The sequence below is a fragment of the Streptomyces sp. NPDC002835 genome, from assembly GCF_053591995.1.
Map to the genome: position 1 here is coordinate 1 of NZ_JBSFUW010000015.1, position 22236 is coordinate 22236.

The following is a 22236-nucleotide window of genomic DNA, read 5'->3' on the forward strand; positions in this document are numbered from 1 at the left end:
GGACGACAACACCAAGCCCGTATCAGCCACTACAAGCGACGAGGCCACACACCACCAGAAACTGCCCCACCGTCACGCAAAAGACCGTTGCAGTACTAGGACTCGATCGACGAGGCCGTCGGCAGTGCCCGACGAGTCGAGCCGCGGGTGCATCGGGCGCCGGCTTCCCCGGGCTGTGTGAGATTTCGTGAGACGTGAGAGGGTCTGGGGCGTGAGCGAGACACCACCGAACACCCTGCAATACCGCGTTGACGGGCCGGAAGACGCCCCTGTCCTGATCCTGGGTCCCTCACTGGGTACCACATGGCACATGTGGGACCGGCAGATCGCCGAGCTCTCCGGACGGTGGCGGGTCGTCCGGTACGACCTGCCCGGCCACGGCGGCGCACCGGCGCACCCCGCCACCTCAGTCGGCGAGCTCGCGGAGCGGCTGCTCGCGACCCTGGACCAGTTGGGCGTGCAGCGGTTCGGCTACGCGGGCTGCTCGATCGGCGGCGCCGTCGGCATCGAACTCGCGCTGCGCCATCCGCACCGCGTGGCGACCCTGGCGCTCGTCGCCGCCTCCCCGCGGTTCGGCACCGCCGACGAGTTCCGCCAGCGCGGCGTCGTGGTACGCACCAACGGGCTGGACCCGATGGCCCACAGCGCGCCCGAGCGCTGGTTCACCGCGGCCTTCGCCGCCGCGCAGCCCGCCATCGTCGAATGGGCCGTCCAGATGGTCCGCACCACCGACCCGGGCTGCTACATCGCCGCCTGCGAGGCCCTCGCCGCCTTCGACGCCCGTGCGGAGCTCGCCCGGATCGGCGCCCCCACGCTCGTCGTGGTCGGGTCCGAGGACCAGGTGACCGGACCGGCGGAGGCCCGCACGCTGGTCGCCGGGATACCGGACGCCCGGCTGGCGCTGGTGCCCGGCGCCTCCCATCTGGCGCCGGTCGAGCAGCCCGCCGCCGTCACGGACCTGCTCGCCCACCACTTCGCCACCGCCTGGCACGACACCCTCGCCGCCGTCCCCGTACCGGCCGCGCCCGTCACCTCAGCGCCCGTCGCGCCGGTCGCCGAGATCGCCCCGCCCGCGCCCGAGCAGCCGCACGCCACCGGGTCCGGCCGGCCCGACCCGTACCAGGCCGGGATGAAGGTGCGCCGCGAGGTGCTCGGCGACGCGCACGTGGACGCGCTCATGGCCGACGGCGACGACTTCACCGGCGACTTCCAGGAGCTGATCACCCGCTACGCCTGGGGCGAGGTGTGGACCCGCGAGGGCCTGGACCGGCGCACCCGCAGCTGTGTGACGCTGGCCGCGCTGGTCGCGGGCGGACACCTGGAGGAGCTGGCCGTCCACACCCGCGCGGCGCTGCGCAACGGGCTGACCCCGGTGGAGATCCGGGAGGTCCTGATCCACACCGCCCTGTACTGCGGCGTCCCCGCGGCGAACGCGGCCTTCAGGGTGGCGCAGAGCGTGATACAGCAGGAGACGACGCCCCGGGCGTAGCAGGATGGCGGCATGAGGCTCACCAAGAAGACCCATGCCTGCGTGCAGCTCGCGAAGGACGGGCGGCGTCTGGTGATCGACCCCGGCGGTTTCAGCGAACCGGAGGCCGCCCTGGGGGCCGACGCCGTACTCGTCACGCACGAGCACCCCGACCACTTCGACGAGGGCAGACTGCGCGCGGCGCTGGAGGCGAACCCCGGCGCCGCGCTGTGGACGCTGCGCAGCGTCGCGCAGCAGCTCTCGGCGGCCTTCCCGGGGCGCGTCCACACCGTGGGTCACGGCGACACGTTCACGGCGGCCGGCTTCGAGGTCCAGGTGCACGGCGAGCTGCACGCGGTGATCCACCCGGACATCCCGCGGATCACCAACGTCGGGTATCTGGTGGACGGCGCCGTCTTCCACCCGGGCGACGCGCTCACCGTGCCCGACCACGCGGTGGACACACTGATGCTGCCGGTGCACGCCCCCTGGAACAAGATCTCCGAGGTGATCGACTACGTACGCGAGGTGCGGCCGCGCCGCGCCGTCGACGTGCACGACGCGCTGCTGACCGAGCTGGCGCGGCCGATCTACGACCGGCAGATCGGCGAGCTCGGCGGCGCGGAGCACGGCCGGCTGGCACCCGGCGAGTCGCTCGACGTGTGAGGCCGCGGCGGGCCGGCCGTGACTGTCGTACCCCGCCGTTACGCTTTGACCCATGCGTATCGCCACGTGGAACGTCAACTCGATCACCGCCCGGCTGCCCCGGCTGCTGGCCTGGCTGGAGAGCAGCGGCACCGATGTGCTCTGCCTCCAGGAGACCAAGTGCACCGAGGAGCAGTTCCCCGCCGCGGAGCTGCGCGAGCTCGGCTACGAGTCCGCGGTCCACGCCGACGGCCGGTGGAACGGGGTGGCGCTCGTCTCCAGGGTGGGCCTCGAGGACGTCGTCCGCGGCCTGCCCGGCGGCCCCGACTACGGGGGGCTGCAGGAGCCGAGGGCGATCTCGGCGACCTGCGGCCCGGTCCGCCTCTGGTCGGTCTACGTGCCCAACGGCCGCGAAGTCGCTCACGACCACTACGACTACAAGCTGCGCTGGCTGGCGGCCCTGTCCGTCGCGGTGACCGGGGACGCGGCGGCCGGACGGCCGTTCGCCGTGCTCGGCGACTTCAACATCGCGCCGAGCGACGACGACGTGTGGGACCCGTCCTTCTTCGAGGGCATGACGCATGTGACCCCCGCCGAGCGGGCCGCCCTGGAGACGCTGCGGGCGCGGGGCCTGGCCGACGTGGTGCCGCGTCCGCTGAAGTACGAGCACCCGTTCACGTACTGGGACTACCGCCAGCTGTGCTTCCCCAAGAACCGCGGCATGCGCATCGACCTGGTGTACGGCAACGAGCCCTTCACCAAGGCGGTCAAGGACAGCTATGTCGACCGGGAGGAGCGCAAGGGCAAGGGGGCCTCCGACCACGCACCGGTCGTCGTCGACCTGGACGCCTGAGGTTCACCGGCGCGCGCCCTGTGGTGCGCCCGGGTGTCCGGATGGGAGTCTTTGCAGTATGAACATCCCTTTCTTGGACCATTGGCTGGGACGCAACGGCGAACGGGACAAGGGCGCAGAGGCGGCTGCCACCGTGCACGACCCCGAGCGCGCGGCGGCCATCACCGAGCTGCTGTCCGAGTGCGAGCTGCTGCGCGCCAGAGCGGCCCAGGCCGGACTGGAACTGGACGACTCCCCGGGCTCGTTGACCGCGCTGGACCAGCTCCCGCCGCGCTGGCGCGACGACCCGGAGGAGCTGCCCTGGCTGGGCAACGACGCGGGCCTCTACCTCGGCACGGTGATCGTGCGCACCGTTCCCGGCGCGGCCTGGCACATCTGGCCGGGCGGCCACCCGGTCGTGCGGCTGGCGTCCGGCCGGGAGATCAGCGTGGTCGAGGCGGGCGTGGAGTGGGCGTTCAACGGGGCGCCGGAGCTCTCCCAGGTCTACGGCGAGGCGGCCGAGGCGTAGGGGCGTCACGGATCCTGGTTCGCCCCCGGCGCCGGGGTGCGTACGGCCGTGCCCGACGCCGCTCGACCGGCTTCCGTATTAGTACGGCTTATGCCGACTTCATGCGTGTCGGCTGCGAAGCTCTTTGGCGGGCTGGATAGTTTGCGCTGACCGCGACACACATCGACGAGTGGGCAGGGCAGCGTATGGCCGTCGATCCGTTGATCGAACTGCGTGAGGTGAACAAGCACTTCGGGCAGTTACACGTTCTCCAGGACATCAACCTCACCGTCGGCCGCGGGGAGGTGGTGGTGGTCATCGGACCCTCCGGCTCCGGGAAGTCGACACTGTGCCGGGCCATGAACCGACTCGAGACCATCGAGTCCGGCCGCATCACGATCGACGGGCAGCCCCTCCCGGCGGAGGGCAAGGCCCTGGCGAAGCTCCGCGCCGACGTCGGCATGGTCTTCCAGTCCTTCAATCTCTTCGCGCACAAGACCGTCCTGGCGAACGTCTCGCTGGGCCCCGTGAAGGTCCGGGGCATCAGGAAGGAGGACGCGGAGCGACGCTCCCGCGAACTGCTCGACCGGGTCGGACTGGCCGACCAGGCCGCGAAGTTCCCCGCCCAGCTCTCCGGAGGCCAGCAGCAGCGCGTGGCCATCGCCCGCGCCCTGGCCATGGACCCCAAGGTCATGCTCTTCGACGAGCCGACCTCCGCCCTCGACCCGGAGATGATCAACGAGGTGCTGGAGGTGATGCAGCAGCTCGCGGCCGAGGGCATGACGATGGTCGTCGTCACCCACGAGATGGGCTTCGCCCGCTCCGCGGCCAACCGCGTCGTCTTCATGTCCGACGGCCGCATTATCGAGGACCGCCGGCCGGACGACTTCTTCACCGACCCGCAGACCGACCGGGCCAAGGACTTCCTCTCCAAGATTCTCAAGCACTGACCCCCGGCCGTCCCGGCGCCGGCGGGCGCGCACGGGACAGCCCAGTGGATCATGGAGCACCACCCACTCCCCGTGCGAGCACGGGGCCGGCCGGCAGCAGCCGGTGATCACTCCTGGCGCAGCGGGACCGACAGATACGAAGGGTCGGCCGCGGGCGAGGAGAAGGTCAGCTGCGCGCCGCTCGGGTTGTGCTCGATGTAGAGCGGGTCGACGGTGTCGACGACCACGGCGAGACGGTGGCCGGCCGGTACGTCGTAGGCGGTGGAGAACAACTCCAGGTCCACGGCGAACGGCCGGCCGGGCTCCTTGCCGTGGAAGGTGTACGGCGCATGGGAGACCAGCTTGCCGAGGCCGAGCGGGCCCACGTCGTAGAGGTATGCGACGAGGGTGCCGCTCTCCTTGGTACTGGTGGCCGTGGTGTGCAGCTCGGCCGTCCCGCGGACCTGCTGCCCGGCCTGGTAGCGCTCCGACTGCCATACGGCGGCGAACGACCGCGGCAGCAGCGGGATCGACGCAGTCGGGGGCAGCTGTGCGAACTGGTCGAGCAGGCTGGACAGGAAGATGGTCCCGCCGTTCGCCCCCGAATCGACGTTGGCCCAGATCCTCTTGGCGCCACCCAGTTCGATCTTGTGCCGGTCGGCGCCCACCGACTTCCAGTCCGGGTACGTCTCGTACGCGCCGGTGGAGCGGGTCTTGATCCGCACCGGCTGCTCGCGGTCCACGCCGTTGCCGGCGCCCTTCAGATGGTGGTCGAGCCACCGCTGGGCGCTGTGCCAGGTGTCGTTGGGCAGGCCGAGCAGGCCGGTGGCCTCGGCGGTCGCATGGTCGCCGGGGCGGAACTCGAGCCGCTTGGGGACGTCGAGCCGCTCATAGAAGTCGGCGTACTGGTTGGGCGGGAAGAGCGAGTCGCCCCAGGCGTTGCCGAGCATGATCGCGGCGCCGTTGGCGTTGATCTCGTCGAGATACGCGGCGGGGGAGCGCTTGCGTCCCCACTCGATCATCTGCTGCTCCCTGGCCAGGTTCGAGGTCAGGAAGTCGGACATGATCTGCTGGAGTTCGGCGCTGGGGCGGCCGGTGAGGTATCCGGCGCCGCTGAGCATCGCGGCGGCCTGCAGATGCTGGGTGCGGCCGCTGTAGATGGAGTCGATGAGATCGGCCCAGCCGCTGAGCGCGACGACGGCCTTGATCCGCTCGTCCTTCGCGGCGGCGAGCAGGCTGATGCCGGCCCCGTAGGAGACGCCGGCCATGCCGACCCGGCCGGGATCGGCGGGGGTGTTGGCCAGCGCCCAGTCGATCACTCTGGAGGCGTCGGCGATGTCGGGCGGGCCTGCGGTCTCGATCTCGCCGCCCGACTGCCAGAAGCCGCGGGAGTTGTAACTCACCACCACATACCCGGAGGCGGCGAGCTTCTGGGCCTGCGCGAGGTACTCGATCTGCGGCATCGCCCAGCTGGTGGGCAGCACGACGACGGGGTACGTCCCGCCGCCGGCCGCGCCCGCGGGCGTGACGACGTTGGCTTTCAGCACCGTGCCGCCGTGGCCCTCGATGTCGACGAACCGGATGTCGGGGGAGGCGGTGCTGCCGTCCGTCTCCTGCTGGAGCGGGGCCTGGACTTGGGCCGGGGCGGCCGGGAGCGCCGCGGGCGCGGCGGTGGCGGAACCGGCGAGCAGCGCTGCCGAGACAGTGCCGATGGCGGTGGTGCGCAGAACCTTGCGGGGAAGTCCCACGGGTCACTCCTGACTCATCCGTCCCAATGAAGTGACCCGACGGTAAGGGTGAAGTGCTACTGGAGGTAACTCCCCGGTAAGTTACGCCAGCGTAACAATTGTTGGACGTCGTGTCAGTTGGCGTACGGAAAAATCAATCCACCGATCGAGGGCTTGTCCGCGGCCGCCGCCGGCAGCACTGTGGTGACGTCCGTATGAGCCGGTGAACGGAGACGCCGTGGCCCCCTTCCTGCTGCCCCACTCCCTGCACGGCTCCGGCGAGCACCGGGTGCTCGTGGTGCACGGCTGGTTCGCCGACCGCTCCGCCTACGACACCGTCCGCCCCGACCTTGACGGGCAGAGCTTCACCTGTTTCTTGCGGGGAGGCGGAGCCGTGTCCCCTCGGGACAAGAACTCCGCACGCGTGATGCTCGTCCGGGCTGGTCTCAACCCGGCTGGCGCCGATGGCACAAGACCTCCTGGAGCGCAGCTCCAGGAGGCGGCCTGAGCCAGGAATCCCCTCCTATCAGGGAGGGGAGGATTCAACTACGCGTTCGTCGACCTGCCTGCGCGGCTACGTTGAGGCGTGCGACGCGAAGGGCCCGTACACGACCCCCGAGGGGGCCGCCGACGTCATCACGCTCGCCGACCGGCTCGGCCGAGACTCGCTCTCACCGCTTGGACCTGTACCGCACGCCCAACCCGCACGTCTCCTTCGGGGACGGACCGCACATCTGCCTGGGGGCGCACTTCGCCCACCTCCAGCTGCGCATCCTGCACGAGGAGGCGCGCACCGTCCTGCCCCCGTACACACCGGCCGCGCCGCCCCGCCGACTCGTCCAACTTCATCAACGGGATCAAGTCCCTGCCGCTGCGGTGCGATTGACGCGGCCGGTCAGGTCGCCGCCCGGTGCGAGGCGCGCGCCGCCGGGACCGCCGTCTGCGCCTGCCGCGTCACGTCGGCCACCAGCTCGACCACATCGGGGCCGTACGCCGCCGAGTTGACCACCTTCAGCAGCAGGCAGAAGGACCCGTTGCCGTGCTTGCGGGCCAGCTTCTCGTGGTGCCGGGCCAGATAACGGGTGGCCGCCTGGTTGGTGATGGCGCGCTGCCCGCAGAACAGGAAGACCGGCCGGGCCTCCTGACCGGCGGTCAGCCGCGCCAGCAGCACGTACTCCGCCATGCCCGGCTCCATGCGGTAGCGCTCCGAACCGATCTGGAACGCGCCCTGGTCCGGGCCCGGTTCGGTGTCGGTGTTCACCTTCACGCCGGGGAGCATGCTCAGCAGATGAGCGGCCATCCGGCGATTCGAGAACGGCCCGCCCACGCAGAACTCGGTGCGCTCCCCGAAGCCCTGCTGCGCGAGGTCGTGCCAGACGATCTGCGCATTCGCTCCGCAGCCCTTGATCAGCGCGGACAGTTCGATGAGCGCGAACACGTCGAAACGGTGCACGGAACCGTCCCGTCCGGCCTCCCGGTTGACGACGAGGAGCGACTCCGAGTTCCCCGGCAGCCCGAAGAACGCCTGCTTGCGCCGCAGTCGGCGGCGCCAGAGGTAGGTGCGGGAGAGCCAACCGAACGTCGCACTGATTCCCGCTGCCACTATGCCGAGCACGATGTTGCGTACGTCGTCAGTCATGGGCGCGCATGCTATCGGTGCGGTGCAAGGTTGTTCGAGTCCGGTCCGTGCCGGTGCTGTCGGCGGCGCCGCCGGACGGTTACGCTGCGCCGACACCGGCTGACTGGAGGTACGAATGCGTCGCTCCGCCGCACGGAACATGACGGTCGTGGCCCTTGCCGCGGCCGTCGTATCGATCGGCGTGGCCGCCCCGCCCACGCCCCACGCGGCCCCGCCCACGCCCCGCACCGCCGCGCCGCCGGCGCCGCCCGCCAAGACGCCGGTCGCCGTCGGCCACGGCGGCGCGGTCGCGAGCGTCGACGCGGACGCGTCCGCGGCGGGCATCGAGGTGCTGCGCAAGGGAGGCAACGCGGTGGACGCGGCCGTGGCGACCGCCGCGGCGCTCGGCGTGACGGAGCCGTACTCCGCGGGCATCGGCGGGGGCGGCTACTTCGTCCACTACGACGCCAGGACCCGCGCCGTGCACACCATCGACGGCCGGGAGACCGCGCCCCGTTCCGCCGACGCCTCGCTCTTCCTCGAGAACGGCGAACCGGTCCCGTTCGCCGAGGCCGTGACCAGCGGCCTCGGTGTCGGCACCCCCGGCACCGCCGCCACCTGGGACGCCGCGCTCGACTCCTGGGGCAGCCGGCCGCTCGGCGAACTGCTGAAGCCGGCCCAGCGGCTGGCCCGGCAGGGCTTCACCGTCGACGCCACCTTCCGGGCGCAGACCGCCGCCAACGAGGAGCGTTTCCGCGACTTCCCGGCGTCCGCGGAGCTGTTCCTGCCCGGCGGGCGGCTCCCGGTCGTCGGCTCCGTCATCAAGAACCCCGACCTGGCCCGCACCTACCAGGAACTCGCCCGCAACGGCACGGACGCGCTCTACGAGGGCGGCCTCGCCCGGGACATCGTCCGCACCGTGCGCACCCCGCCCGTCGCCGAGGACGCCACCCGGAACGTACGCCCCGGCGACCTGACGGAGGGTGACCTCCGGGCGTACGAGACGGTGCGGCGCACCCCGTCCAAGGTCTCGTACCGCGGCCTGAACGTGTACGGAATGCCGCCGTCCTCCTCCGGCGGCACGACCGTCGGCGAGGCGCTCAACATCCTGGAGCGCACGGACCTCTCGCACGCCTCGCAGGAGCGGTATCTGCACCGGTTCATCGAGGCCAGCCGGATCGCCTTCGCGGACCGCGGACGGTGGGTCGGCGACCCGGCGTTCGAGGACGTGCCGACGTGGGGCCTGCTGTCACAGCGCTTCGCCGACTCGCGCGAGTGCCTGATCAAGGACGACGCCGTGCTCACCAGCCCGCTGGCGCCGGGCGACCCGAACCGGCCCGAGCGCTGCGGGACGTCGGGGCGGGCCGCGCCGACGACGTACGAGGGCGAGGACACCACCCATCTGACGACCGCCGACAAGTGGGGCAACGTCGTCGCCTACACCCTGACCATCGAGCAGACCGGCGGCAGCGGCATCACCGTGCCCGGGCGCGGTTTCCTGCTCAACAACGAGCTGACCGACTTCTCCTTCGCGCCCGCCGACCCCGCGGTCCACGACCCGAATCTGCCGGGCCCCGGCAAGCGGCCGCGTTCCTCGATGGCCCCGACGATCGTGCTCGACCACCACGGCCGCCCCGTGCTGGCGCTCGGCTCGCCCGGCGGGGCGACCATCATCACCACCGTCCTCCAGACGCTGACGGGGCATCTGGACCGGGGGCTGCCCCTGGTGGACGCGATCGCGGCACCGCGGGCCAGCCAGCGCAACCAGACGACGACCCAGCTCGAACCGGGCCTGTGGAACAGCCCCTTGCGGGCACGGCTCGAGGCGATCGGGCACGAGTTCCGGCTCATCGAGGAGATCGGCGCGGCCACCGCCGTCCAGCGGCTGCCCGACGGCCGATGGCTCGCGGCGGCTGAGAAGCAGCGGCGCGGCGGCGGTTCCGCGATGGTGGTACGCCCCGGCCGCTGACCTGGACGGCCCTGGACGGCCGAGCGGCGGGTAACCCGTCCGGCCGTGCGGGGGAGGGGGTGCGGACGCGCAGGGGTAGGGAGCCTTTCGACAGAAAGGTTCCCCCGTGCGCTTTCGGAACATCGCTCTCACCCTGGCTGCCGGCTCCGCCCTGCTCTCGACGGCGGCACTGCCCGCGGCCGCGCAGCCCACGACCGTCCCGCCGCCGCCCGCCCCCGGCAGCCGGCGTGCGGCACCGGAGGCGGGCGCCGACGCGGCCGCGCTGCTCGCCGAGTTGGGCCACTGCAACCAGGTCTCGAACGGCAAGTACGCCACCGACCGGGGCAGGCCCGCGAACATTCCGGTCTGCGAGCACGGCGGGGCCGTGTTCTGGAAGGCGGACATGGACATCGACTGCGACGGCCGGCGCACGGCGCGGTGCAACCGCGACACCGACCCCTCGTACCAGCCGACCACGGCCTTCGCCGGGTCCGACGGCAGATATCTGAACGCTGAGCAGCTGCCGTTCGTCGTCGTGCCGGTCCCCAGCGGGATCTGGGACTACCGGTCGTCGGGCATCCGCGGCGGGTCGGCCGCCGTGATGATCTACGAGGGCAGGATGGTGTACGGGGTGGTCGGCGACACCGGGCCCAGCGGGATCATCGGAGAGGCGTCGTACGCGGCGGCGCAGGCGCTCGGGATCGATCCGGACCCGGCGACCGGCGGCGTCCCCTCGGGGGTCACGTACATCGTCTTCAAGGACTCGAAGGTGTCGCCGATCGAGAGCCACGCGTCGGCGGTGGAGCTGGGCGAGGAGCTGGTGCGGCGCTTCCTGGCCGGTGCGGAAGGGGCCGAGGGGGCCGAGGGGCGCTGAGGATCGGCGGGCCGCCGGCCACCGTACTGCCGGTATTTCCGTACCGGCATTAGAATGCCGGTATGGTCCGTACCCCTCTGACCCCCGAAGAGCGCGAACGCGGCGAACGGCTCGGCCGGCTGCTGCGCGAGGCCCGCGGGGACCGCAGCATGGTCGAGGTCGCCGCGGCCGCCGGACTCTCCGCGGAGACCCTCCGCAAGATCGAGACGGGCCGGGCCCCGACGCCCGCCTTCTTCACGGTCGCCGCGCTGGCCGCGGCGATCGGCCTGTCCATGGACGAACTCGTCGTGCGCTGTGCGCCGGCGGAGGCGCAGGGCCCGGTGGAGGCGGTGGCGTGAGGCCGGCCGGCCCGGCGTAGTCTCGCGGGCGTGAGTGCCGAGAAGTTCGCCAGCGCCAGGTATGTCAGCGTCACCACCTTCCGTAGGAACGGGACCGGCGTCGCCACGCCCGTGTGGTTCGCCGTCGACGACGGCGAGTTGTTCGTGTGGACCCGGACCGACTCGTGGAAGGTCAAGCGCCTGCGCAACGACAGCCGGGTCGTCGTCACTGTCTGCGACGCGCGCGGCAACGTCGAGGAGGGCGCGCCGACCGCGGAGGGCACCGCCCGGCTGCTCGACGCCGCCGGAACCGGCGCGGTGCGCAAGCTGCTGGCCCGTAAGTACACCTGGCAGTTCCGGGCCGTCGACTGGCCGGCGACCGTTGCGCGCCTCGGCAGGCGTCCGCACACCGGCATCGCAGTCACGTTCTGAAAACGGGACGGTAGCCGTCCCGTAACACGCCTGCGGTCGAATGCCTGCGGTGCCCTCGGAGCGGAGGGCACCGTTCTGTGACGGGCGGTGGCAGGCGTTCTATGACGGTGAACCAACTCCCGGCGGACGTCCGGGCGTTCGCGCGGTACTTCAACGAGCTGCTGACGCGGCTGGACCGGGGCGGCGGCTGGTACGAGATCTTCGCGCAGCGCGACCCGGACGGTATGCGGGCGTGCTGCCAGGGGGTCGAGATCCCGCCCTGGGACGTGGTCGAGTCCCTGCTCCAGGACCTGCCGGGCGCGGACGCGGCGGAGTTCCGGCGAGCGGCCGCCCTGTACGCCGCGGCCGCCGCCGCGCACGACCGGCTGCCCGGCGGCCGCGAAACGCTGGAGGAACGCGCCGAACTCATGCGCCACGAGCGCCTGCGCGCGCAGGCCCGGGTGGAGGAGTTGCTGCGCCACCTGGCCGCTTCCCCGGACGAGCCCCGCCTCGTCAACGAGCTCGCCTGGACCCGCGACGACCACAGCCGCGCGGTCCGCCGCCAGTCCGAACTGGAGTCCCGCGCGACGTCCCTGGCCCACCCCCCGCCCTCCGACCGGCCCCGAACCCGTCCATCGGGCGACCTTCTTCCTGGCCGGCCCCTGGGCGCCGCCCAGACGGAGGCCCCGCAGGCCGGGTGGACGCCGTCTCATGACCGTCCCGGGTCTCCGCACGCCGGGCGGGGCCCCGACGAGGTCGGTTCCCCGGGGCCGGCCCCGGCCCCGCAGGCGGGGTGGGCTCCTGTTCATGACCGTCCTGGGGCTGCGGCCCCGGCCCCGCGGGCCGGCCAAGGCCAGCCCTTGGGCCCGGCGTCGGCACAGGCCCCGCCAGCAGGGGGAACTCCTGACGATGTCGGGCCTCCGGACCCTGGTCCGGCTCCGCACGCCGGGTGGGCGCCGGCCCGTGATCGGCCCGGAGCTGCGGCCCCGGCCCCGCGGGCCGGCCAAGGCCAATCCCTGGGCGCCGCCCAGGCGGAGGCCCCGCAAGCCGTGTGGACTCCCGACGGCGACGTCGGGTCTCCGGGCCCTGGCCAGGCCCCGCAGGCCACGTCGCGTCCCGGCCAGGGCCGGCCCCGGGGCCCCGCCCGGCACGCGGGGTCGCGCCCCGGGCCCGGCGAAGCCCAGGGGCACGGCGGGAACGGCGCCGCTTCGGCGGAGTCCTCCGGGCCGCAGTGGCCGGCGGCCCCGCAGGGGTTCGGGGAAACTTCGCCCCCTGCACCCGCAGCGCCCCCCGCCCCGCAGGGTTTCGGGAAGGGGCGGGGTGGGGGAGAGTCGCCCGGCGAGCGCGACAGCCGGCCCGCGCCCGCCCGCAAGAGCAAGAAGCGCCCCCGCGGCGGCGCCCGGTTCGCCGGGGTCGAAGGCGGTGGGGAGGAGGCCGTCGCCGTGCCCGTGCTGCCGGTCGCGGGGGCCGCGGGGGACGCGCCCCGCGGAGCCCGCTACGGCGGCGGCACCGCCGCCACCGGCCCCGTACACGAGCCGCCCCCCGCGCCCGACGAGGGCGCCGCGCGGGCAGCGAGAGAGACCGTCGCGGCCCTCGGCCGGCTCCGTGCGATGGGCCGCGGCGGCGAGGCGCACGCCCTGATCTGCGAGGCCGCCGCCCGCCCCACCGCCTGGCTGCCGGCGCTCGCCGACGAACTGCACCGCTCCGGGCTCGCGGCCGACTGGGCCACCCTCCTCTGGGAGGCGGCGTCGCAGCCGGCCCTACGGCTCGCGGCCGCCGCGGACGCGCTCGTCGCCGCCGGCCGGGGCGACGACGGCCGGCAGCTCCTGCGCCAGGGTGTATACCGTTCCGCCGACGAGATCGCGGACGCCGCCCTCACCCTGGAAGCGGACGGCACGCCCCACCGCGCCCACTCGCTCCTCGCCGCGTTCGTGCAGGTCCGCGCCCCCGCGGACACCGCCGCCGTGGCCGCGGGCGACCCCGCCCGTCTGGTGCCGCTGCTGCTCGACGCGGCCCGTGCCGCGTCCCCGGCGCGGCAGCGGGACGTCGTGCACGCGCTGCGCGTGGCGGGACACATCCACAGCTGAGTCTGTCCGTTGTCGACCGCTCGGGTGCGAAACAAGATCGACTCAGCGGGTTCACGACGATGGTCTTGCCCCAGTGTGTGACGCGGCTTACGTTCTCCTCCTACGTACCCGCGTCTACGTGCGTAGAGGCTCTCTGGCGTCCCGTCGAAGGAGCAGCTCATGGCCACTGTCGTACGCGCCGCGCTCGTCCAGGCCACCTGGACCGGCGACACCGAATCCATGATCGCCAAACACGAGGAACACGCCCGCGAAGCGGCCCGGCAGGGCGCCAAGGTCATCGGCTTCCAGGAGGTGTTCAACGCTCCGTACTTCTGCCAGGTCCAGGAGCCCGAGCACTACCGCTGGGCGGAGCCGGTCCCGGACGGCCCGACGGTCCGGCGGATGCGGCAACTCGCCCGGGAGACCGGCATGGTGATCGTGGTCCCCGTCTTCGAGGTCGAGGGCGCGGGCTTCTACTACAACACCGCCGCCGTGATCGACGCCGACGGCAGCTATCTGGGCAAGTACCGCAAGCACCACATCCCGCAGGTCAAGGGCTTCTGGGAGAAGTACTACTTCAGGCCCGGCAACGCGGGCTGGCCCGTCTTCGAGACGGCCGTCGGCAGGGTCGGGGTCTACATCTGCTACGACCGCCACTTCCCCGAGGGCTGGCGCCAGCTGGGTCTCCAGGGAGCCCAGTTGGTCTACAACCCGTCCGCCACCCACCGCGGCCTGTCGTCCCACCTCTGGCAGCTGGAGCAGCCCGCCGCCGCCGTCGCCAACGAGTACTTCGTCGCCGCGATCAACCGCGTCGGCATCGAGGAGTACGGCGACAACGACTTCTACGGCACCAGCTACTTCGTCGACCCGCGCGGCCAGTTCGTCGGCGACCTCGCCAGCGACAAGGAGGAGGAACTGGTCGTCCGCGACCTGGACTTCGACCTGATCGAGACCGTCCGCCAGCAGTGGGCGTTCTACCGCGACCGCCGCCCCGACGCGTACGAGGGACTGGTGCAGCCGTGACCGACCTGTACGAGCGGCACAGGGCCGTCATCCCCGACTGGGTGTCGCTCTACTACAAGCGGCCGATCGAGATCACGCACGGCGAGGGCCGCCACGTCTGGGACGCGGACGGCAACCGCTACCTCGACTTCTTCGGCGGCATCCTGACCACGATGACCGCGCACGCCCTGCCCGAGGTCACCAAGGCGGTCAGCGAACAGGCCGGGCGGCTCCTCCACTCCTCCACCCTCTACCTCAACCGCCCCATGGTGGAGCTCGCGGAGCGGATCGCGGCGCTGTCGGGCATCCCCGACGCCCGGGTCTTCTTCACCACCTCGGGCACGGAGGCCAACGACACCGCCCTGCTGCTGGCCACCGGCCACCGCCGCTCCAACCAGATCCTGGCGATGCGCAACAGCTACCACGGCCGGTCGTTCTCCGCGGTGTCGATCACCGGCAACCACGCCTGGTCACCGACCAGCCTGTCGCCCCTCCAGACCCTGTACGTGCACGGCGGCGTCCGCTCCCGCGGCCCGTTCGCGCATCTCTCCGACGCGCAGTTCATCGAGGCGTGCGTCGCCGACCTCGAGGACCTGCTCGGCCACACCCACGACGTGGCCGCGCTGATCGCGGAGCCGGTGCAGGGCGTCGGCGGTTTCACTTCGCCGCCCGACGGGCTGTACGCGGCGTTCCGCGAGGTCCTCGACCGGCACGGCATCCTGTGGATCTCCGACGAGGTGCAGACCGGCTGGGGGCGCACCGGCGACCACTTCTGGGGCTGGCAGGCGCACGACGGGAACGGCCCGCCGGACATCCTGACCTTCGCCAAGGGCATCGGCAACGGCATGTCGGTGGGCGGCGTCGTCGCCCGCGCCGGGATCATGAACTGCCTCGACGCCAACTCCATCTCCACCTTCGGCGGCAGCCCGGTCACCATGGCCGCCGGCGTCGCCAACCTCTCGTACCTGCTGGAGCACGACCTCCAGGGCAACGCCCGCCGGGTCGGCGGTCTGCTGATCGAGCGGCTGCGCTCCGTCGCCGCGAGCGTGCCGGCCGTGCGCGAGGTACGCGGCCGCGGGCTGATGATCGGTATCGAGCTGGTCAGACCCGGCACGGACGAGGCGGACCCGCAGGCCGCCGCGGCCGTCCTGGAGGCCGCCCGGGAGGGCGGGCTGCTGATCGGCAAGGGCGGCGGCCACAGCACCAGCGTCCTGCGCGTCGCCCCGCCGCTGTCACTGACCGTCGCGGAGGCCGAGCAAGGCGCTCTCATCCTCGAACAAGCCCTGCACAGCCTCTAGTCGCACCGCGAGGAGACCATGAGCAACCGCACCCTGATCCGTGGCGGTCTGGTCGTCACGGCCGCCGACGAGATGCACGCCGACGTACTGGTCGAGGACGGCCGGATCGCCGCGATCGCCTCTCACAACTCGCCGGTCTCGGAGGGCTGGACGGCCGCCCGGACGATCGACGCGGCCAACAAGTACGTCATCCCGGGCGGCGTCGACGCGCACACCCACATGGAGCTGCCGTTCGGCGGGACGTTCGCCTCCGACACCTTCGAGACCGGTACCCGGGCCGCCGCCTGGGGCGGCACCACCACCATCGTCGACTTCGCCGTCCAGTCCAGGGGCCGGGCGCTGCGCGAGGGACTGGACGCCTGGTACGCCAAGGCCGACGGCAACTGCGCCATTGACTACGCCTTCCACATGATCCTCTCCGACGTCAACGAGCAGTCGCTCAAGGAGATGGACCTGCTGGTCGAGGAGGGCATCACCTCCTTCAAGCTCTTCATGGCCTATCCCGGTGTGTTCTACAGCGACGACGGCCAGATCCTGCGCGCCATGCAGAAGTCCGCCCGCAACGGCGGCCTGATCATGATGCACGCGGAGAACGGCATCGCCATCGACGTACTCGTCGAGCAGGCGCTCGCCGAGGGCCGCACCGACCCGCGTCACCACGGCGAGGTCCGCAAGGTGCTGCTGGAGGCCGAGGCCACCCACCGGGCGATCCAGCTCGCCCGCGTCGCCGGCGCCCCGCTGTACGTGGTCCACGTCTCCGCGGAGGAGGCCGTGGCCGAGCTGGCGGCCGCCCGCGACAAGGGCCTGCCCGTCTTCGGCGAGACCTGCCCGCAGTACCTCTTCCTGTCGACCGACAACCTCGCGGAGCCGGACTTCGGGGGCGCCAAGTACGTGTGCTCCACCCCGCTGCGGCCGCGCGAGCACCAGGCGGCCCTGTGGCGCGGGCTGCGCACCAACGATCTCCAGGTCGTCTCCACCGACCACTGCCCGTTCTGCTTCACGGGCCAGAAGGAGCTCGGCCGGGGCGACTTCTCCAAGATTCCCAACGGGCTGCCGGGCGTGGAGAACCGGATGGACCTCCTCCACCAGGCCGTCGTCGACGGCCACATCACCCGCCGCCGCTGGATCGAGATCGCCTGCGCCACCCCCGCCAGGATGTTCGGCCTCTACCCGAAGAAGGGCACCATCGCCCCCGGCGCCGACGCCGACATCGTCGTCTACGACCCGCACGCCGAGCAGACCCTCTCCGTGGAGAGCCACCACATGAACGTCGACTACTCGGCCTACGAGGGCCGTCGGGTCACCGGCCGGGTGGAGACCGTCCTGTCGCGCGGCGAAGTGGTCATCGACAACCGCCGGTTCACCGGCCGTGCCGGCCACGGCGTCTACACCCCCCGCTCCACCTGCCAGTACCTCGACCACTAGAAAGGCCCCCCGTGGACTTCGGACTCGTCCTGCAGACCGACCCGCCCGCATCGGCGGTCGTCGGGCTGATGCGGCGCGCGGAACGCAACGGCTTCCGCTACGGCTGGACCTTCGACTCCGCGGTGCTGTGGCAGGAGCCGTTCGTCGTCTACAGCCGCATCCTCGAACACACCGAGAAGCTGATCGTCGGGCCTATGGTCACCAACCCGGGTACCCGGACCTGGGAGGTCACCGCCTCCACCTTCGCGACGCTCAACGACATGTACGGCAACCGCACCGTCTGCGGCATCGGCCGCGGCGACTCCGCGATGCGCGTCGCCGGCCGCAGGCCCAACACCCTCGCCCGGCTGGGCGAGGCGATCGACGCGATCCGCGACCTCGCGGAGGGCCGCGAGGCCGACGTCGACGGGCAGCCGCTGCGCATCCCGTGGGTGCGGAACGGGAAACTGCCCGTCTGGATGGCGGCGTACGGGCCGAAGGCGCTCGCCCTCGCCGGGCAGAAGGCCGACGGGTTCATCCTCCAGCTGGCCGACCCGTATCTGACGGAGTGGATGGTGAAGGCGGTACGGCAGGCCGCCGCCGACGCGGGACGCGACCCGGCCTCCGTCACGGTCTGCGTCGCCGCCCCCGCGTACGTCGGCGACGACCTCGCCCACGCCCGCGAACAGTGCCGCTGGTTCGGCGGCATGGTCGGAAACCACGTCGCGGACCTCGTCTCCCGCTACGGCGAGCACTCCGACATGGTCCCCGAGGCGCTGACCGCGTACATCAAGGAGCGGCACGGCTACGACTACAGCCACCACGGCCGCGCCGGGAACCCGTCCACCGACTTCGTCCCCGACGAGATCGTCGACCGGTTCTGCCTGCTCGGGCCCCCCGAGGCCCACATCGCGAAGCTCCAGGCCCTGCGTGACCTGGGCGTCAACCAGTTCGCCGTCTACAACATGCACGACGCGAAGGAAACGACGATCGACGCGTACGGCGCGGAGATCATCCCGGCACTCAGCCGCTGACCGGTCCCGCCTGCGAAGGGTCACGCCCATGACCGCGACCGTCCCGCCCGTGCCGCCGGTGTCGGCCGGGGGCCCCATATCCGACCCGGCGGGACGCGTCGAGCTCCCGCCCGGCACCGACTTCACCGGCAACCGGTTCGTCAACGACGACCTGCTGCCCGTGCCGGTCGCCCGCCGCCGCTGGACCACGTACAACTTCGCCGCCCTGTGGGTCGGCATGGCCCACAACATCCCCTCCTGGCTGCTGGCATCCGGGCTCGTCGCGCTCGGCATGGACTGGAAACAGGCCGTGTTCACCATCGCCCTGGCCAATGTCATCGTGCTGCTGCCGATGCTGCTGACCGGGCACGCGGGCCCCAAGTACGGCATTCCGTTCCCCGTCCTCGCCCGCGCCTCCTTCGGACTGCGCGGCGCCAACCTGCCCGCGATGATCCGCGCCGGGGTCGCCTGCGCCTGGTTCGGCATCCAGACCTGGATCGGCGGCCAGGGCATCTTCGTCCTGCTCGGCAAGATCTTCGGCGGCTGGGCGGAGGCGTCGAGGATCGGCGGCCAGCCGTGGACGCTGTGGGTCTGCTTCCTCCTCTTCTGGGCGCTCGAACTCGCCATCATCTACCGGGGGATGGAGGCGCTGCGCCGCTTCGAGAACTGGGCCGCGCCGTTCGTCATCGTCGGCGCGCTGGTGCTGCTGTGGTGGGTCACGGCCAAGGCGGGCGGCCTCGGGCCGCTGCTCGACCAGCCGTCGAAACTGGGCTGGGGCGCGGACTTCTGGCCGGTCTTCTTCCCGTCCCTGATGGGCATGATCGCCTTCTGGGCCACCCTGTCGCTGAACATCCCCGACTTCACCCGCTTCGGCGCGGGCCAACGCGCCCAGGTCTGGGGCCAGACGCTCGGTCTGCCCACCACCATGACCTTGTTCGCGCTGCTGTCCGTGTTCGTCACCTCCGGCTCCCAGGCGGTGTACGGCGCCGCCGTGTGGGACCCCGTCGCGCTCGCCGCCAAGACCGACAACGTCTTCGGACTGCTCTTCGCCCTGGTGACGGTGCTGATCGCGACGATCTCGGTGAACATCGCCGCGAACGTCGTCTCGCCCGCGTACGACCTGGCGAACCTGGCGCCCAAGTTCATCAACTTCCGCACCGGCGCGCTGATCACCGGCGTCGTCGGAGTGGTGATCATGCCGTGGAAGCTGACCGAGACGCCCGAGCTGTACATCTTCACCTGGCTCGGCCTGGTCGGCGGGCTGCTGGGCACGGTCGCCGGCATCCTCATCGCCGACTACTGGCTGCTGCGCCGCACCGTCCTCGACCTCACCGCCCTCTACACCCCCGGCGGCCCCTACTGGTACACCGCCGGCTGGAACCTCCGCGCCGTCGCCGCCTTCGCGACCGGCGGCATCCTCGCGGTCGGCGGCTCCCACTCGGCCCCGGGCAAGGGCCCGTTCCCCGAGGACGGCCTGATCCCCTTCCTGCGCCCCCTGGCCGACTACGGCTGGGCGGTGGGCCTCGCCACGTCGCTGGTCCTCTACCTGACCCTGATGCGCCTCAGACCACGCCGGCCCGCCTGAGGGCGCTTGCCAGCCGCTCACGCCACGCGGACGCGCTGCCGGTGACCAGCGGGTGGGCGGCCCGGAACGCCCTCCAGTCCACCGGGAGCGTTCGGATGCGGTCCGGGCCGAAGGCGGGGGCGTGGGGGCCGAGGACGCGGTGGAGGAGGCGGGTGTCGAGGTGGGTGCGGGGGGACTCGGCGAGCAGGACGGCGTCGTACAGGTCCTTGCCCCGGGCGACGTCGTCGGCGCACAGCCACAGGAGCTTCCATGCGAGCGACAGCCCGGGGCTCGCGGTCAGGACGGGCGTGGGCGGTCCGCCGTCGCCGCGTGGGACGTCCACACGGGGGCCTGGGGCAGTGTCTCGTCGCTCGCGAAGTCCAGCTGGACCGTGCCCGCTTCGCCGTCCGCGGTGCGGTAGGGCACGGTGAGGCGGACGCCGGGCGTCTCGTAGGTGCGGTAGGTCCAGTCGCCGTCCTCCTGGATCCCCCAGGGGTCCAGCGTGACACCGCCACCCGCGTGCGGGTCGGCCGCGACCGTCTCCTGCAGCCGGGTGCACAGCTCCACCGGTTCGTACGAGTCGGGGTGCATCCAGCGCAGCCCGTCCGGCGGCAGCACCGGCCGGACGCCGTACGTGCCGGTCGCGCCCTCCGGGTCCCACAACTCGGGCCCGGCGGCGCCGTGCGCGGCCTCCGGCCACTGCTGGACGTCATCGACGGCGTCGACGTACGGGAAGGGGTGGAGCGGGTCCGTGAAGCAGGACGCGCCCGGCTCCAGCACGATGAAGTCCAGGTCGCCCGGCTCCCGCGCGGCCGCGCCCGCCCACGCCGCGAGGGTCATGCTGCCGCGCAGCACCAGCGCGCCGGACCAGGGCGCGCCGGCGTTCAGGCGCAGCACATGGTCGAGGGCGGCCCGGCGGTGCATGGGGAGTCCTCCTCGTCACGGGAGCGGTACGGGGCCGACCGTAACAACGCCCTCTGACAGCCCGCCCGGCGGCGAGCCCCTCAGCGGCGCGAGCGCTGCGTCGCCGCCAGTTGGCGCAGGGTGCGGTCGTCGGCGCCGCCGCGCCGGGTGCGCTCCGCGAAGCCGGGGAACTGCCCGGCGATGGCGCTGAGCAGCAGCAACTCCAGCGGTGCGACGTCGACTTCGGCGACGTCGCGTTCCACGGCGCGCACCACCCCCGCAACGACCTGCCGCGGCGACACGGTGCGGATGCCCGCCGGGGGCTTCGCACCGGTCACGGCGAACATGCCCACGTCCCGTACGAAGCCGTCGCCGGGCGGGTGGCCGGCGGGACCGGGTTCGACAGCGGGCACATCGCGACGTTCGAGCTGTACGTCGAGGACGGCCGCGACGAGCGGCTGCGGGAGGCGGCCGCGGAGGCGTTCGCCGCGTACGACCAGCCGGCCGCGTAGATCCTGACCGGGCTCGGCGTCCCGGACGCGGAGCGTCTCGCGGCGACGACGGTCGCGCTGGTGATGGGCCTCCAACTGCGCCGGCTCGCCACCGGTCCCCCCGCGGAGGACCTGGGGACGCCCTGCTCCTGCTCGCGCGCGGCGCGGTGGGCGCCGAGGCCCTCGGGTAGCCCGCCAGGTTTTCACGGCCGCCGTCACAACTGCTCCTCGATGCGCTCGACGGCGAGCATCGCCCCGTAGGCGACCAGATGCACCAGGCAGTGGTCCGAGTGCTCCGGGGTGCGCCAGGCGGTCACGTCCTCGCCGGTGATCCGGTACGGGGCCAGTGCCGCGAGCAGCGCCAGCCGGGCGCCCGGCCGGTCGTCGCGGGCGGGCAGCCAGTCGGCCGACAGCGGCGGATGGTCGACGCAGTCGTGGGCGGCGACCGTCTTGCGCACCAGCGCCTGGTCGTCGTCCGACAGCAGCCCGGCGCCCATCAGCGCCGCCGCGCGCAGCGCCGCGTACGCGGTGCCGACCGGCGAGCCGGCCGCCCACGCGGGCTCCGCGCCCTTGGTCCGCAGCAGTTTCAGGCTCTCCCCGGGGACGAGTTCGCGGCGTACCGTGCGCGCCAGGGTCCGGCCCGCCACGCTCCGCACCAGCCGGTACTTCTGCGTACCGCCCGGCAGCATGTCCTCGTGCAGCAGGGCGGAGACGATCCGGTTGATGAAGTGGAACGCGAGCGCGGTGCCGACCTGTTCGGCGGTGTGCGCCGCCGGGAAGGGCCGCGGCCCGCGGATGTCCTTGCCCCAGGCGAGCAGCAGTCGGCGCGCCGGCTCGGCCGGCTGCTCGCCCCGCGCAATCGTCTCGGCGAGCGCGTGGTCGCCGGTGGCGTGCAGCAGGACGGTGTGGGCGTTCACGCAGAACGGGCAGCGGTTGGCCAGGGACACCCCGGCCGCGACGACCTCCTTGTCGGTACGGGAGACCCGGCCGGCCAGCAGCGACTCGCGGAGCAGCGCCCACGCCCCGGTCAGCAGCGGAGGAGAGTCGGACAGCACCACGAAGGTCGGGGCGCTCGGGATGCCGAAGTCGGCGGCCAGTTGGGCGTACACGTCGGCGGTCACGCCGGTCGCGGACGCGGGCGGCTGGGGCTGGGTGAAACGGAAGGCTGTGGTCATGGCACCGATGCTGACGCCCTCCCGGTGTTCCCGTCGTCGTACG

Annotated in this window: 21 protein-coding genes and 2 pseudogenes; 17 read left to right on the forward strand and 6 right to left on the reverse strand. The window is 72.4% G+C overall.

The window, feature by feature from the left end; genetic code table 11:
* Nucleotides 1-211 precede the first annotated feature (211 nt).
* From pcaDC to ACWD01_RS18135, 5 genes are all read left to right on the forward strand, one after another.
* Nucleotides 212-1489: a bifunctional 3-oxoadipate enol-lactonase/4-carboxymuconolactone decarboxylase PcaDC gene (gene pcaDC, locus ACWD01_RS18115; protein WP_451162891.1), complete on the forward strand. Its 1278-nt coding sequence runs from the start codon at nt 212-214 to the stop codon at nt 1487-1489.
* A gap of 12 nt (nt 1490-1501) precedes the next feature.
* Nucleotides 1502-2134 (forward strand): MBL fold metallo-hydrolase, encoded by a 633-nt coding sequence (locus ACWD01_RS18120; protein ID WP_451162893.1) that lies wholly within the window; start codon nt 1502-1504, stop codon nt 2132-2134.
* A gap of 52 nt (nt 2135-2186) precedes the next feature.
* On the forward strand, nt 2187-2966 hold the full coding sequence (locus tag ACWD01_RS18125) for an exodeoxyribonuclease III (protein WP_451162895.1): 780 nt from the start codon (nt 2187-2189) through the stop codon (nt 2964-2966).
* A gap of 58 nt (nt 2967-3024) precedes the next feature.
* A complete protein-coding gene (locus ACWD01_RS18130; protein WP_451162897.1) occupies nt 3025-3474 on the forward strand; it encodes a DUF6278 family protein in 450 nt (149 codons plus the stop codon).
* Between the two features lie 185 nt (nt 3475-3659).
* Complete coding sequence (locus ACWD01_RS18135) at nt 3660-4403, forward strand: amino acid ABC transporter ATP-binding protein (RefSeq protein WP_451162899.1); 744 nt, start codon at nt 3660-3662, stop codon at nt 4401-4403.
* 107 nt (nt 4404-4510) lie between these two features.
* Here the strand turns inward: ACWD01_RS18135 and ACWD01_RS18140 are convergent, their stop codons facing one another.
* Complete coding sequence (locus tag ACWD01_RS18140) at nt 4511-6130, reverse strand: CocE/NonD family hydrolase (protein WP_451162901.1); 1620 nt, start codon at nt 6128-6130, stop codon at nt 4511-4513.
* 367 nt (nt 6131-6497) lie between these two features.
* Between ACWD01_RS18140 and ACWD01_RS18145 the strand changes: the two are divergent.
* Nucleotides 6498-6617, forward strand: a pseudogene (locus ACWD01_RS18145) (RNA-guided endonuclease TnpB family protein); the annotation flags it as partial.
* Between the two features lie 164 nt (nt 6618-6781).
* Nucleotides 6782-6995: pseudogene (locus ACWD01_RS18150) on the forward strand (cytochrome P450); the annotation flags it as partial.
* A gap of 9 nt (nt 6996-7004) precedes the next feature.
* Here the strand turns inward: ACWD01_RS18150 and ACWD01_RS18155 are convergent.
* Nucleotides 7005-7748, reverse strand: coding sequence for a hypothetical protein (locus ACWD01_RS18155; protein ID WP_451162903.1), 744 nt, complete (start codon nt 7746-7748; stop codon nt 7005-7007).
* Nucleotides 7749-7863: 115 nt separating this feature from the next.
* Here ACWD01_RS18155 and ggt point away from each other — a divergent pair, with 115 nt between their 5' ends.
* The 10 genes from ggt to ACWD01_RS18205 all read left to right on the forward strand — a co-directional run bounded on the left by ggt (nt 7864) and on the right by ACWD01_RS18205 (nt 19645).
* Complete coding sequence (gene ggt, locus ACWD01_RS18160; RefSeq protein WP_451162905.1) at nt 7864-9696, forward strand: gamma-glutamyltransferase; 1833 nt, start codon at nt 7864-7866, stop codon at nt 9694-9696.
* 106 nt (nt 9697-9802) lie between these two features.
* The gene (locus ACWD01_RS18165) at nt 9803-10549 is read left to right on the forward strand and encodes a glycoside hydrolase family 75 protein (protein WP_451162907.1); all 747 of its coding nucleotides are present in this window, start codon (nt 9803-9805) and stop codon (nt 10547-10549) included.
* Nucleotides 10550-10611: 62 nt separating this feature from the next.
* Entirely contained in the window at nt 10612-10887 is a 276-nt protein-coding gene (locus ACWD01_RS18170; protein WP_451162909.1) for a helix-turn-helix domain-containing protein, read from the forward strand.
* 30 nt (nt 10888-10917) lie between these two features.
* Nucleotides 10918-11298 carry a PPOX class F420-dependent oxidoreductase gene (locus tag ACWD01_RS18175; protein WP_451162911.1) on the forward strand — a complete coding sequence of 127 codons (381 nt, stop codon included), beginning with the start codon at nt 10918-10920 and terminating at the stop codon, nt 11296-11298.
* Between the two features lie 101 nt (nt 11299-11399).
* A complete protein-coding gene (locus ACWD01_RS18180; protein ID WP_451162913.1) occupies nt 11400-13364 on the forward strand; it encodes a hypothetical protein in 1965 nt (654 codons plus the stop codon).
* Between the two features lie 159 nt (nt 13365-13523).
* Nucleotides 13524-14366 (forward strand): nitrilase-related carbon-nitrogen hydrolase, encoded by an 843-nt coding sequence (locus ACWD01_RS18185; RefSeq protein ID WP_451162915.1) that lies wholly within the window; start codon nt 13524-13526, stop codon nt 14364-14366.
* Nucleotides 14363-15643, forward strand: a complete 1281-nt coding sequence (locus ACWD01_RS18190; RefSeq protein ID WP_451162917.1) for an aspartate aminotransferase family protein — start codon at nt 14363-14365, stop codon at nt 15641-15643. Before ACWD01_RS18185 ends, ACWD01_RS18190 begins: the two co-directional genes overlap by 4 nt.
* An 18-nt stretch (nt 15644-15661) precedes the next feature.
* On the forward strand, nt 15662-17068 hold the full coding sequence (gene hydA / locus ACWD01_RS18195) for a dihydropyrimidinase (protein WP_451162919.1): 1407 nt from the start codon (nt 15662-15664) through the stop codon (nt 17066-17068).
* A gap of 11 nt (nt 17069-17079) precedes the next feature.
* Complete coding sequence (locus ACWD01_RS18200; RefSeq protein WP_451162921.1) at nt 17080-18081, forward strand: TIGR03842 family LLM class F420-dependent oxidoreductase; 1002 nt, start codon at nt 17080-17082, stop codon at nt 18079-18081.
* Nucleotides 18082-18109: 28 nt separating this feature from the next.
* Nucleotides 18110-19645 (forward strand): NCS1 family nucleobase:cation symporter-1, encoded by a 1536-nt coding sequence (locus tag ACWD01_RS18205; protein ID WP_451162923.1) that lies wholly within the window; start codon nt 18110-18112, stop codon nt 19643-19645.
* On the opposite strand, the gene ACWD01_RS18210 is transcribed toward ACWD01_RS18205, so the two are convergent.
* From ACWD01_RS18210 to ACWD01_RS18225, 4 genes are all read right to left on the reverse strand, one after another.
* Nucleotides 19623-19967, reverse strand: a complete 345-nt coding sequence (locus tag ACWD01_RS18210; protein ID WP_451162925.1) for a hypothetical protein — start codon at nt 19965-19967, stop codon at nt 19623-19625. The genes ACWD01_RS18205 and ACWD01_RS18210 overlap by 23 nt on opposite strands.
* Nucleotides 19922-20548: a nucleotidyl transferase AbiEii/AbiGii toxin family protein gene (locus ACWD01_RS18215; protein WP_451162927.1), complete on the reverse strand. Its 627-nt coding sequence runs from the start codon at nt 20546-20548 to the stop codon at nt 19922-19924. The genes ACWD01_RS18210 and ACWD01_RS18215 overlap by 46 nt, the downstream gene beginning before the upstream one ends.
* A gap of 80 nt (nt 20549-20628) precedes the next feature.
* Nucleotides 20629-21114 (reverse strand): hypothetical protein, encoded by a 486-nt coding sequence (locus ACWD01_RS18220; RefSeq protein WP_451162929.1) that lies wholly within the window; start codon nt 21112-21114, stop codon nt 20629-20631.
* A 119-nt stretch (nt 21115-21233) separates the two neighbouring features.
* The gene (locus tag ACWD01_RS18225; RefSeq protein ID WP_451162931.1) at nt 21234-22193 is read right to left on the reverse strand and encodes a carboxymuconolactone decarboxylase family protein; all 960 of its coding nucleotides are present in this window, start codon (nt 22191-22193) and stop codon (nt 21234-21236) included.
* Between the last annotated feature and the right edge of the window lie 43 nt (nt 22194-22236).

What these genes read in the sequence shown, in the direction of transcription:
- ACWD01_RS18135 (WP_451162899.1), top strand. Translation starts at nt 3,660, where the DNA reads ATGGCCGTCGATCCGTTGATCGAACTGCGTGAGGTGAACAAGCACTTC.
- ACWD01_RS18120 (WP_451162893.1), top strand. Translation starts at nt 1,502, where the DNA reads ATGAGGCTCACCAAGAAGACCCATGCCTGCGTGCAGCTCGCGAAGGAC.
- ggt (WP_451162905.1), top strand. Translation starts at nt 7,864, where the DNA reads ATGCGTCGCTCCGCCGCACGGAACATGACGGTCGTGGCCCTTGCCGCG.
- ACWD01_RS18215 (WP_451162927.1), bottom strand. Translation starts at nt 20,548, where the DNA reads ATGCACCGCCGGGCCGCCCTCGACCATGTGCTGCGCCTGAACGCCGGC.
- hydA (WP_451162919.1), top strand. Translation starts at nt 15,662, where the DNA reads ATGAGCAACCGCACCCTGATCCGTGGCGGTCTGGTCGTCACGGCCGCC.
- ACWD01_RS18130 (WP_451162897.1), top strand. Translation starts at nt 3,025, where the DNA reads ATGAACATCCCTTTCTTGGACCATTGGCTGGGACGCAACGGCGAACGG.
- ACWD01_RS18180 (WP_451162913.1), top strand. Translation starts at nt 11,400, where the DNA reads ATGACGGTGAACCAACTCCCGGCGGACGTCCGGGCGTTCGCGCGGTAC.
- ACWD01_RS18170 (WP_451162909.1), top strand. Translation starts at nt 10,612, where the DNA reads ATGGTCCGTACCCCTCTGACCCCCGAAGAGCGCGAACGCGGCGAACGG.
- ACWD01_RS18205 (WP_451162923.1), top strand. Translation starts at nt 18,110, where the DNA reads ATGACCGCGACCGTCCCGCCCGTGCCGCCGGTGTCGGCCGGGGGCCCC.
- ACWD01_RS18225 (WP_451162931.1), bottom strand. Translation starts at nt 22,193, where the DNA reads ATGACCACAGCCTTCCGTTTCACCCAGCCCCAGCCGCCCGCGTCCGCG.
- ACWD01_RS18155 (WP_451162903.1), bottom strand. Translation starts at nt 7,748, where the DNA reads ATGACTGACGACGTACGCAACATCGTGCTCGGCATAGTGGCAGCGGGA.
- ACWD01_RS18185 (WP_451162915.1), top strand. Translation starts at nt 13,524, where the DNA reads ATGGCCACTGTCGTACGCGCCGCGCTCGTCCAGGCCACCTGGACCGGC.
- ACWD01_RS18125 (WP_451162895.1), top strand. Translation starts at nt 2,187, where the DNA reads ATGCGTATCGCCACGTGGAACGTCAACTCGATCACCGCCCGGCTGCCC.